This window comes from Clostridioides sp. ES-S-0049-02 (genome assembly GCF_020658465.1).
Lineage (GTDB): Bacteria > Bacillota > Clostridia > Peptostreptococcales > Peptostreptococcaceae > Clostridioides.
Genome location: NZ_JACVWG010000001.1, coordinates 65,328 through 77,300, shown reverse-complemented (window position 1 = coordinate 77,300; position 11,973 = coordinate 65,328). Strand labels below are relative to the sequence as shown.

14 protein-coding genes are annotated in these 11,973 nt (G+C 31.6%); all 14 read right to left on the bottom strand.

What is annotated here, in order from left to right:
- Positions 1 to 4 precede the first annotated feature (4 nt).
- Positions 5 to 400 (bottom strand): hypothetical protein, encoded by a 396-nt coding sequence (locus IC213_RS00445; RefSeq protein WP_227483870.1) that lies wholly within the window; start codon positions 398 to 400, stop codon positions 5 to 7.
- A gap of 29 nt (positions 401 to 429) precedes the next feature.
- Complete coding sequence (locus IC213_RS00440; protein WP_227862605.1) at positions 430 to 1,212, bottom strand: hypothetical protein; 783 nt, start codon at positions 1,210 to 1,212, stop codon at positions 430 to 432.
- An 82-nt stretch (positions 1,213 to 1,294) separates the two neighbouring features.
- Positions 1,295 to 5,551 carry a phage tail tape measure protein gene (locus tag IC213_RS00435; RefSeq protein ID WP_227862604.1) on the bottom strand — a complete coding sequence of 1,419 codons (4,257 nt, stop codon included), beginning with the start codon at positions 5,549 to 5,551 and terminating at the stop codon, positions 1,295 to 1,297.
- 200 nt (positions 5,552 to 5,751) lie between these two features.
- The gene (locus tag IC213_RS00430; protein WP_227483867.1) at positions 5,752 to 6,249 is read right to left on the bottom strand and encodes a phage tail assembly chaperone; all 498 of its coding nucleotides are present in this window, start codon (positions 6,247 to 6,249) and stop codon (positions 5,752 to 5,754) included.
- A gap of 83 nt (positions 6,250 to 6,332) precedes the next feature.
- Complete coding sequence (locus IC213_RS00425; protein ID WP_227483866.1) at positions 6,333 to 6,746, bottom strand: phage tail tube protein; 414 nt, start codon at positions 6,744 to 6,746, stop codon at positions 6,333 to 6,335.
- A 15-nt stretch (positions 6,747 to 6,761) separates the two neighbouring features.
- Entirely contained in the window at positions 6,762 to 8,183 is a 1,422-nt protein-coding gene (locus tag IC213_RS00420; RefSeq protein WP_227862603.1) for a phage tail sheath subtilisin-like domain-containing protein, read from the bottom strand.
- Between the two features lie 2 nt (positions 8,184 to 8,185).
- Positions 8,186 to 8,398, bottom strand: coding sequence for a hypothetical protein (locus IC213_RS00415; RefSeq protein ID WP_227862602.1), 213 nt, complete (start codon positions 8,396 to 8,398; stop codon positions 8,186 to 8,188).
- A 3-nt stretch (positions 8,399 to 8,401) separates the two neighbouring features.
- Entirely contained in the window at positions 8,402 to 9,226 is an 825-nt protein-coding gene (locus IC213_RS00410) for a hypothetical protein (protein ID WP_227856093.1), read from the bottom strand.
- Between the two features lies 1 nt (position 9,227).
- Positions 9,228 to 9,638 (bottom strand): hypothetical protein, encoded by a 411-nt coding sequence (locus IC213_RS00405; RefSeq protein ID WP_227856094.1) that lies wholly within the window; start codon positions 9,636 to 9,638, stop codon positions 9,228 to 9,230.
- Between the two features lie 12 nt (positions 9,639 to 9,650).
- Positions 9,651 to 10,034: a hypothetical protein gene (locus IC213_RS00400; RefSeq protein WP_227856095.1), complete on the bottom strand. Its 384-nt coding sequence runs from the start codon at positions 10,032 to 10,034 to the stop codon at positions 9,651 to 9,653.
- On the bottom strand, positions 10,031 to 10,348 hold the full coding sequence (locus tag IC213_RS00395) for a hypothetical protein (RefSeq protein ID WP_227856096.1): 318 nt from the start codon (positions 10,346 to 10,348) through the stop codon (positions 10,031 to 10,033). Before IC213_RS00395 ends, IC213_RS00400 begins: the two co-directional genes overlap by 4 nt.
- Positions 10,349 to 10,350: 2 nt before the next feature.
- Positions 10,351 to 10,548, bottom strand: a complete 198-nt coding sequence (locus IC213_RS00390) for a hypothetical protein (RefSeq protein WP_227856097.1) — start codon at positions 10,546 to 10,548, stop codon at positions 10,351 to 10,353.
- Between the two features lie 16 nt (positions 10,549 to 10,564).
- Positions 10,565 to 11,593, bottom strand: coding sequence for a major capsid protein (locus IC213_RS00385; RefSeq protein WP_095915392.1), 1,029 nt, complete (start codon positions 11,591 to 11,593; stop codon positions 10,565 to 10,567).
- 23 nt (positions 11,594 to 11,616) lie between these two features.
- The gene (locus IC213_RS00380; protein WP_227856099.1) at positions 11,617 to 11,973 is read right to left on the bottom strand and encodes a hypothetical protein; all 357 of its coding nucleotides are present in this window, start codon (positions 11,971 to 11,973) and stop codon (positions 11,617 to 11,619) included.

Genomic DNA, 11,973 nt, shown 5'->3' with positions numbered 1-11,973 from the left:
TCTCTTATTCATATTCTTTTTCTAAAGCTTCATCAATAAGTTGTTGCACGAAAATGTTGTCTATTTCTTCGTCTTTACTGTTTGTTTCCCATTCCCAACCACTTATGCACCTAATTATATAGTCATCATACACTCCCAAATCGTATACACTAGATAGATTATTTATACTTACTTCTCCTAGGCCTTCTACAAAATCAGCAAACTTCTTCAATTTATATATTTTCTCATTGAGCATAACTAAGTAATCTTGATGCAATTCCTCGTTATATGTCTTGCATGTCAACCATTCTATATCAATGCTAAAAAGAGTTGGTTCAACTAAAGTTTCTTTTATACACTTTTTTATATAGCTAGTTTTTATATTATCATCTAATATATATAATACCTCTTGTTTTTTCATATATGCACTCCTTAAAAATGTCTATATTATTAGTTATTAAATGCTGGATGTAACCATACATTTTCTGCCATGTTCATAAATTCATCAGTTGTTGTAGCAATCCAATTTATGCCCTGTAGCGTACTTCTACTATACTCAAATGACAAAACTTTTTGTTGGTCTTTATTACCCGAGCTATCAATTAAATTCGCTACAAACCAAAACTGATATTGCGTGATACTACTTGAATATTTTTCATCTGTAGCTTTTATTATATTTTTTGCAGATAGAAAACCACTTTTTAACATATCCTTAGGACTAAAGTTATCCAATAGTTGCATTTTTATAACTGCAATTTTATTGTTTTCGTCTAATTGTGTGTATTGAACATCCAATACGCTACCTTTTTCCATAGACTTTATTTCGTTTTTTATATTAGTCCCTACATCATTTTTATTATTATTATCTTCTGCATTATTTTCTTGGCTATTTTTATCTTCTTCTTCTTTTTTCTTGACCTCCTCTTGTGCTTTCTCTTCGTTTTCTTCATTCATTTTATTTTTAGACTTATTATTGTCTGTATATGAAACTTGTTTAACTGGTGTAGAATCCTTATCATCTAAACCTCTTGTAAGATAAATTGACCTAGCACAACTCATTGTTAATAAAGCTAAAAAACATCCCAAGACAATTTTACCCTTATTTTTATTTCCAACAGCTTTCACTAAAAATTCGATTGAAAAAACCACAAGTGTAATCGGAAAAAAACATATAGCCATAAGAGCTATAATAATTCTCATAACAATATTTAGTTTTTTAAATTTCTGCCACATAAAATTTCCCCCTCATAAATTTGCATATTTTAACAATATTATATCATTTATAAGGAGGATTTTTTTTAACAACAATTCGACATTATCCAATGTCTTGTAACGCTTCTCTTATTTCACTTTCTACTTGAGATAATATTTCTTGTATCATATCTTCCTTGTTATTACTCTCTTGAATATTGATAGATATTCCACCTAAATTTATTGTATTCCCATTATTTGAAATTAAATTCTGTGGTTGAGCTTCTCTATATTCTTTATTATCTGTATCCAAATCATTTGTAAAAGGAAATTGTCTAACATTATTTACAATATTAGAATAACTTCCTCCAATTTTTTGTGATGGAGTTGAGCCTAATCCTAACATTTTACCTGTTTGTTCATACAAGCCTATCGCTCGATTTCTTCTATTGTTAGAAAGAGGAATTACCATTTCAGCTCCATCTTCTCCGCATATAGAAGTTCTTGTTGCGACTCCACCATCAGCAAATCGACCAAATATATTACTTAGTATTCCGCCTCCTTCATTTACTGTTCTTTTGACAGTTGTTTGAGTAGTCTTAACATTAAAAGATGCAGAGATTGGTGCTGAAACTGTTGCTCTTACACTATTCCAATAGCTAATAACTTGACTCGACATAGCACTAACTTGACTTACTACAGAACTACACATAGCAGAAATAGCACTTATAGCTGAACTACTTAAACTTGTAAAAGATATTCTAGCACCATTGTACATACTACTACACGCTACTCTAACATTTGTTGCTAACATATTAAAAGAAGTTGTAGCACCATTATATAAACTCGAACCTGCTTCTCTTCCAACTTGAGCTAATTGGCTAAAGCTTTGCTTAGCCCCATTATACATATTTGTAGCTCCTTGTTGGACTGTTGCAGTAGCTTGGTTAAATGCTGTATCTATGCCAGTTGTAAGATTAGAACTGTTAACTTGAGGTGTAGCATTATTTAAAGCATCTGTAACACCTTGTTGAGTTGCTACTCCTAATTCATTACCTTTTTGTTGTACTACTGGCACTCCTGCTTGAACTCCACTAACAACACCATTTGTTATATCTGTTCCGAGTTGTTGTCCTGCCTGTTGTACAGTTGGATTTCCTTGCGTTAGAGCATCTACAACCTGTTGGTTTGCTTGCTGTGCTGTTTGAGAAGCTGAACCTTGTATTTGTGAAGATGCTTGAGTAAAGATACTCCTTACAGTTTCTAGAGCCTTTGGTCCTTCTATTCCTAGATTATTCAAATTTTCTAGAACCTTACTAGCTTGTGTTTCTATTGGAGTGCTAAAGTCTACATTAGCAAATACTTGCCCCATATTTCCATCCATTTTCACTAGGGCTTCTTGCATTTGTGGTCCTATTTGGTTTACAGTTCCAAGCATGTTACTTATTGCTCCATTTATTCCCTCTTGATTAAATCCAATTTTGAATGAATTAAATGTGTCGCTTAAACCTTGTTTTAGATTTGTAGTATCTAGTACAGTAGAGGCTTGCGAGAAAATAGTTCTTAATGTGTCTATAGCTTGTGTTCCTTCCAATCCTAGACTATTTAGATTCTGTAATACTTTAGTTTTTTGCGTGTCTATAGAAGAATTAAAATCCACTCCCTTAAAAATCTCTGATGCTTTACCACCTAGACTTTTCAATGTTTCTAGAGCCTGTGGTCCTGTTGATTTCAGCGAATTTAGCATTCCAGTAACTCCGTCTTTCAACCCACCTACATTAGTTCCTTCTTTAAATGCATTGAAAGCGTCGCTCATACCTTGTTTAATACGGTTAGAAGAACCAGCTCCATATTTATTTATAAAATTCATTGTTTCTTGTATGCTATTTCTGTAGTCTTCTGCATTCAATTTTCCTGCCTTAAAGGCATCATCTAAGTTTTTAGTAATTTTGTCAACTTTTTCATCAGGTCTCATATTAGCACTTACACCCGACAAAATTATAGCCATGTTATCGTCCAAACCTCTCATCATAGTAAGAGAACCTTCACCCATACCATTTAAGCTACTACTTAATGCTTTTGCAATTTCTCCTGACTTTCTCTCAGTTATATTTTTAGATTGTTCAAAAGCTGTTGAAAAAGCTTTTGTCACTCCTTGTAATTGTTTTTGGCTAGCAGTCTTCAACATAGCTGTTGCATTTGAAGTTTCTCCTGCTATATCACTCAAAGCTTCCTTTGTATTTGTTTTTATCTCTGACATAGTTTTGCCAAAGAGATTTTTTAATGAAGAAGCTTTCTCTCCCCAACTTTTATTTGATAGTAATATTCCTATAGCTTGACCTATAGCACCTATAATTATAAGAAGATTTCCTCCTATAAGTTTTATTGTTCCTCCAACTCTTTCCATGAGTCCTGTTACAAAATCACCAAAGACACCAAACCTCTCTTGCAAAGACATTATTGCCACTTTATTATTAGAGATAGCAACAGACATTCCTGCAAAAGACACAACTATAGCTCCTATAGCAATTGGTAATAACATTGCACTTATGCTTGTAGCTCCTATAGCTGCCTTAAGTATTCTTAGCGACTTTATTGCACTACCAAAAGCAAATGCTACTTTTAATAATGTAATTGCACCAATTAATGCTCCGATTCCAGGTAACAAAACTTGGAATCCTGCCTTTATCTTATCAAAATTATTAACAAATTTTTCTGTCACTCCAACTATAGAATCACCTATCTTCGGCATATCTTTTATAAGTTTTTCTACAAATCCTCTTGTCATAGGTCCTAGTCTTTGCCCTACGCTTATTCTTACATCATCTATAGCACTTTTTAAAATAGTAAATTGACCTGACAATGTATCAAGTTTCATGTCTGCTATCCTCTTAGCTTCTCCTTCACTTTCATTTATAGCTGTTGTTAGTTTATTAAAGTCACTTTCACTAGCATTTACAACAGCTGCCCAACCTGCCATTGCTGTTCTTCCAAAGATAGATTGTATAGCAGCTCCTTTTTGTACTCCTTCAAGTCCACCTAATTTTTCTCTAAGACCAACGATTGTTCTAGCTAAATCTAAATTTCCATCTTTTGTTTTCTTTATTTCTATTCCATATTTATTCATTGCTTTTTTGGCTTCGGCTGGTGGTTTTATTAATCTAACTAATCCGCCCCTTAGAGCAGTACCTGCCATACTTCCCTTGACACTTGCACTAGCCATTAGACCTGTTGCAAGAGATAAATCCTTCATTGAGACACCTAAAGCTCCTCCAACAGAACCCATATATTTAAATGTTTCACCCATTCTCTCAATATCTGTATTTGAGTTTGTAACTGTTGCTGCCATAACATCAACAAACATTCCTGTATCTTTTGCAGTTAGCCCTAAAGCAGTTAAACCATCAGTCACAATATCTGCTGTTAGTGCTAAATCTGTCTGACCTGTTGCTGCCAAATTCAAGATACCTGGTAAACCAGCAATCATTTCTTTACTTTTCCATCCAGCCATTCCCATATAATACATTGCATCAGCTGAATCTTTAGCTGTAAAGCTAGTTGTACGACCCATTTCCCTTGCCATTGCAGTCATTTCTTCCATTTCAGATGAAGTTGCACTCGAAACAGCCTGAGCATTTTTCATTGATTGCTCAAAGTCTGCAAATCCTTTTACAGCAGAACCTACACCAATTCCACCTATCAAAGCACCTGCCGCAGTAGCCAATTGAGCAAATTTACTAATAGCTCCACTCACAAAAGAGTTTATCTTTCCTGTAATTCCTCCAAGTGCTGAACTAGCTTCATCTCGAATTTTGACTGCTGCTTCATATCTCTTACTCACAAATTCCTGTAATTTATTTTTAGTTCGAGAAATAGTATTTATAGCTTCATCAGCTTGAGACTTTATTTTTATAATAGTATCAGCTTTTAAGTTCTGCATCTTAGCTTTCACTTTATCTATTATAGAACTAGATTCGTCTTGACCTCTGATTATTATAGGAGGTACAGGCTTAGCAACTTCTTTTATCTTATTATTAACTTTGTTAACAGTAGAACTCGCGTTATCTGTAGCTTTTATCCTTGCTGTTACTGTCTTTCTAGCCTTATTAACATTGTTGCTAGCCCTATTAGCAACATTACTTGCATTATCTGTAGCTTTTATCCTTGCTGTAACAGTTTTTTTTGCTTTATTCATGTTATTATTAACTTTATTTACAACACTTGAAGCTTTATCTGTAGCTTTTATAGCAGGATTAACCTTTATTCTATTAAGTGTTTGCATCCTTTTTTCAGTTTGCTTCATGTATTTTTCCATTGCACTTAGTTTGGATTTTGTTTCTCCATCACCTTTTGCACTTATGACAACGTCAATATGGTACATTTCCTTTTTAGCTATTTCCCTCACCTACCTTTCTAAAAATATTTATTTTTTCATAGCTTTATTTTCTTGCTCTATTTCATTTTGAGTAAATACTTTCATTAAGCGTTGAGACATTAAATTTTTCTTGACATAAATATCTGGGGGAACATGATGCTTAACAAAGATGTTATTTAAAACAGTCAGTCGTCCCCCCATTTTTATTAGTTTTTTATATCATCGTCACTTATTTCATCATAAAAACCGGATAATTCTAATATTTGGTCACTTATTTTACTCAATTCTCCTGCTAGGAATTTTCTTTTTATAAATTCTCTAGCATTTGTTACTTTCATAGCATCAAGTAATTTTTGATTAGAAAAGTTAGGTTTCACAGTCCCTTTTTCTATCAATGCTAGATTAAACTCATCATCATTTAATTTTTCTTCTCTTCGCCCTTGGACTTTTACAATTTTAGTGCAATCTTTTCTTATTTTACTAATCTCTTTTTCTGTTAATGCTTTCAATGTGATTGGTATTCCTAATCTTTCTAAAAACACAGTTCTTTCGGGTACTGGTGAATCCTCCAATAGTTTTGCTATTATTTCATCCTCTTTCATCTTCAACCTATCTTCATTCGTTTCTTCTATTTCTTCATCTAAATCATAATCTTCTTTTTCTATTTCCTCATTTTCTAACTCTCTTTTATACATCTCTGACATACTATTCCTCCAATATTTTTAATTTTAAAAAGCTACAAACAAAGTTAATTGTTTATAGCTTTAAAGTACAACACTATTTTGTTTTAAAGTTCATTTAACAAATCATATCCTCTAAAACTTCCCTCTACTTCTATTTTTACAATCTCACCAGCTTTAGAATTTATAAGAGGTAATTTTTTCAATCTACAGTTCTTTAATCTAATACTTTCATATCCTAATGTCTCAGGATTAGATAATTTATATATTATTTCAAAAGACCTAAATCCTAATTTTGCAAATCTTGAATCTGTCTTATATCCATTTAAGGAGAATGAACCCTTAGTAGTCCCAACTCTTGATATTTCATTTTGACAACCTAACAGTTTGATACTTTGCTCATCTTGCTCAAAATCAGCTTTTATTTCTTCCATGTATAGTTCTTCTACACCATCAATAAGTATAACTACATCAGAACCATTCAGAAAACTGGCTTCTTCTATATAATCATCATTGTACATAATCTATAACCTCCTTTATCCTAAATAACCAGTACCATATATTTTTTTCATCACATCAACCTTAATCGCATCCCATTTCCAGTAAAATTCATCTGCTTTGGCAGTTGCTTGAAGTTCTGTATCTATATCAACATTGAATTCTGATATAATACCTTGTGACATTAATTCTTCAAAATATTTCTTTAATGCACATATAACAGTTGTCTGCCCTGTTGAATCGTTGAATATCTTACCTACAAACTCTTTTCTTTTCAATGAAGTATCTTTATTTATAGTGTTAATAAACATAATATTAGAGATATATCCCATAGCTTCATTCTTATCATCTACATACTTTTTAAATGTATTTACATCATCAACAACTATTACGTCTCCATCATCAAAATCTAAAACTAAAGTACCACTCTTTAAACACTCTTTAACTTCTGATTGGCTTAGTCTTGGTTCTACTTCTTCAAATATAGTCTTAGCATTACATATACTACCTGTTATGCCTTTGCTTACTGCTAATGCTCCTATATAAACAGCTACTTCGCTAGGTGTATATTTTACATTTTCATAATAAGCTGAGCTTCCAGTGTTAATTATATTTTCATCATTAAAACTTTTTGATTTATCATTAATTTGTTTTATATTATCCTCTGTTTTTCCCCCTAGAAATAATAATATATCTTTTCCTAGCTCCTTATTTTTAGCTACCCAAGCTTTTGTAGTTTCCTGCAAAGCTTCCTCAGCTACACCATCAAGTGTAAAGCCATCAAAGCTATATCTTTCAAATTCTTCCAATGCTTTTAAATAAGACTCATTTGTTATAGATGTGCAACCATCATTTCCACCCTCAAGTGCTACATTCACTAAGTTTGCTAATGTTGTATCACTATCAGCTACTTTAGTTGCAATTACATACTCATTATCTAAATTAGAGTTTATTTCTAGCACTATTTCATCTATAGTACCTTTGACACTTGAACTAAATAATTGCTTAGTTCCTTCAAAGAAAATAAAATCCTTTTTATCTGCATCAACTAAATTAGATTTTATTGTTACATTAAAGTTTCTAGCTGTTGGATACTTAGTTTCTAGCTTAATTACATCTTTTGCACTATTCTCTGTAGTATCTTTAAGTATTAATGTACCATTTTTTTGTTTTCCATCTACGAGCCTATATAGTAACAGTTCTTTTACATTCCCTAGTAAAGCTAGTTTTCCTAACTTGTAAGCTGAATAGTTAATATCATCACCAAGTAAAGTTTTAAGTTGTCTCAAATCATTTTTTATTGTTATTACCTTACCTACATCTCCCCAATTAGCTTTAACTGGCATTGCTAATCTACCCTTTAAACCTGTGTTTGTAGACTTTTCTGCTTGTGTTTTAAAGCGATTATAAAAGCCAGGTATTTCTTTTTTTTCTTTTTCATTCCATGTTCCTGTTGCCATTTTTACTTCACCTCTCTTTCTAAGAAATCTTTTATTAATTTCTCAAACTCTACTTTTGTAAGTTCTTCTTTCTTACAATTAAATAAAGCACCTGCAACTACTTCTTTCTTGTAGCCAAGTGCTTCACTATTTTTTAAGAAATCTTCTTTTGAATATTTTTCTTCCTGCTTACTTACATTAATCTTTTTATTATTTGTTTCAGCCAATCCTTGCACCTCCTATCTTAAATTTCCACTATTATAAATTTCATTCATAATAGGTCCTTCTCTTTTTATCTTACCTATCATTTTAAATATGACTGTTAATTGTCCTGTAGTAAACATGTCTGATTCTCTATCCTCAACTACGCTAACAATAGTTAAATACATGTTTTTATCTTCTCTAAGTCTTACTCTCTTATCTATTATTAGCTTAGTCTCTAATTCTTCAAGAAGCTTAACTATTTCATCTTTATTTTTACTTACCACGTGACATTTCATAGTTTTAGTAATCTCAATCAGATGATAGTTAATCCTTTTGTTTTCAACATTTGTAGTTCGCCACAAACAACATGGTGCTATAAAATTTTTCTTCCAATTGTCCTTGTAACTCTCGATTTCTAATAAATCTTTTGTGTACTTAGATAGAGCTTCAACCCATCTATCATTAGTTATATCTTCTTTATCATCTAAAGCTATTATGCTAAACCTCAGACACCTTATTATAGCTTCCCATTCTTCGTCTATAACATCTTGACCAATTGCACCCTCATAAATACATGTAAATACCTCGTTAGTAGTATCATCTGTTATAGTTTTAAAATCTAAAGTTTCTATAACTTCTTTTGTAAGTTCATCTAGTTTATTAAATGTGGTTCTTTTCTCATATAACCAAATATTTATGTTTCTTCTAAAACCTATAACCTCGCCCTCGCTGTCAGAATCTTCGCCTTGAACAATTACAGCATATGGTTTTATAGTCTTTTTGTTTGCTACAGTTGGTTCATAGCAATCTTTTAATCTTGGTATGTTATCAATTAAGGCTTTTCTTATTCCTGCTCTCATATTATTTACTCCAATGTCCTTCTACTAATTTACCTATTTTAGATATATTCTTGCTAACTGTAGACTCTAAAGAATGTGTCCCTTTAGTGCCAGGATGTTGTACTTGTTTTACAGGATGTGAAGCTCCATTCCAAAATAAAGCTTTTGCACTTCTTGGTTTTATAACATGAGGTGCTGAACCTTCCTCTAAAACATTTCCATAGTCAACACCATGACCTAGACGGACAATGTATTGATTTCCTCCACCTAGACTAGTTCCTGTTATACCTTGTCTTGCATTTCCTGTCCTGTCAGTCCATTTTGCACTATTTTTGGCTTCTCCTTCTAGCATAAAAGCTATATTCATACACAAAAGTGGCATTGTAGCCTTTTTCCTATCAATTTCATTTATAGCCTTAGTAAACACACTCATACTAAACCACCTCTAATCTAACTTTTCAAGACCACATACATATCCACAAATCTTTTCTTCAACTACAATAGGATTTACATAATTTAATTTCATAGTACCTTCAATACATTTAAATGTTATATCATTTTCAGTATTCAATCTTAAATCAGCTTCTTTATCTGCAACCATACCAAAGTTCTTATTTCTATATGCTGTACCAATAGTTTCACTATTTATTACTGTATCATTAGTTTTCTCGGGATATATAACTACTGTTAGTTCTTTTACTTCATCTGTAATCTCAATAGCTCCATCCACTATTTTTTTAATTTCTTGTTCTATAGTTATTGTTTGAGGATTTAAAGCTATCCCTCTATTGATAGTCTTTATTATCTTATCAGCTCTTAATTTTCTCATTGTCCATCAACTCTTGTCATAGATGTTTTATATCCTGTGTTAGTTGTTTCATTCTTTGATTTTTCTTCTAAATAATCAGTTTTATATATATCTGCTAATGACAACCAGTATGAACTATTACTACTTTTAGTTTCTATAGGACCTATTTTAATACAATCATCTGTAGAACCTTTGAGTAAACAACCTCTCCATGAAGCTTTTAGGATATTATTATCATTAGATTCAAGAAGTAACTGTAATTGTTCATCTGTAAAGTATGGATACTCTTCTTCTTGTAAATTGAGTTTTAATTTATCTAAATTGTTAATAGCCATGTCTACTCACCATCTTTGTTGAGAATCTCATTATTATTCTTTTCCTCAGCTTCTCCTATTACTTCTATATAGCCCTTTTCTTCCATGAGTTCTTGGTCAATTTTTCTAATCTCAAACACATCATCTATTTTATAACAGTCATTATCATATTTTAAGTAAACCAAAGCTTTTACTTGCAAATTATCTTTCTTTTTAGCCATAATTATCACCCCTTAATTATGCTACTGTAGCAAAGAAACATTCATCAGCACGTTCAAAGCTTGGCATACCTAATTGTGATACCTTAGTTTGAACTGTTACTGGGTCAATTAATCTCATTGTTGTTATAGCAATACCAGTTCTAACAACAGAACAATCTAATTTAGAACCATATACTTTGTCAGCTTCTTCTGGTGTTGTGCCATAATAAGTTTTTCCTAAATCTCCGTCTGGAATAAAAGTTATTTTGTTATCAGGGAAATAAGATTCCTCACTTTCATCTTCTAATTTATATGTTCCACTTACTATGGCAACAGATAAACCAACTTTATTTTTAAGATAATTTTTAATCATTTCATCAGTTAAGATAACTCTACCATCTTTGTCTATATCCAATTTAATAGCTTTGTTTTTAGCAAAATACCCAAAGGTTTTACTTGTCATTACCATTCGCTTAGGTAACGGCTTCCCTTCATCTCTCATTATTCTCATCCATCTTTGAATATCTCCTATAATATCTGCATCTGGATTATCCCATGTTGCACTTCCAGTTAACACTTCTTTATGATTACTTGGAACTTCAAAGTCAAATACTAAATCTCCATCTTCTGATACTATATTTATTACTCCATCAGCTAGAGCTTGCATTCTCATTCTTTCCATTTGCATATCGCCGCCATCTACAAGGGCTAAATAATTATCATATATTTGTGAAATTATCATTAATAATAGCTCTTTGTTTTGAGCTTTAGAAGCTAAAAGTAACTGTTGTCTATCTTCTTCATTTACAAGAACACTCTCTTTAAAAAATGGCATTCTCTTTGATTTAACTTCTATTTGAGCTTTTAATGCTCTTATTTTTACAGCAACATCAAAGGTACTTTGTTTTAACACTACTGGTTTTTTCTTCGCTCCCTTAATATATTTTAGGTCCATACCTATTTGCTTTTTTCTTGGAAACAAAGATTCGCCTATTAACATTTCTAGTGGCAACTTTTTTATATATTTAGCTATCTCCTTAGAGTCTATAAAGTCTTTCCAATCCATTTTAATTCCTCCTAATATTTATTTTATAAAAACATAATCATTTTAATTGCTTGTTTTGCTTCTTCTGGTATAACTGATGGTAAGGTCTTTTCATCAACAAATCCAAATATTAGTACTGGAATACTTTCATTACCATTTGAATGAGTAAAATCTATATTTCTATATACTAGACCAAAAGCTTTATCATTTGTAACAGTTGTACCATCTACTAATTTTCCATCTTTTGATATTAATGTACCTGCTTTTAAAATTCTTTTTCCATCTACTACAGCTACATCAGTTTTTTTCACTTTAATATTTACATTTTGAAATAAATTTCCTGCAAATTTTAATATGGTTTTATTTTCCCCCATGTAAATCTCAGATTTTTCTATACTCAT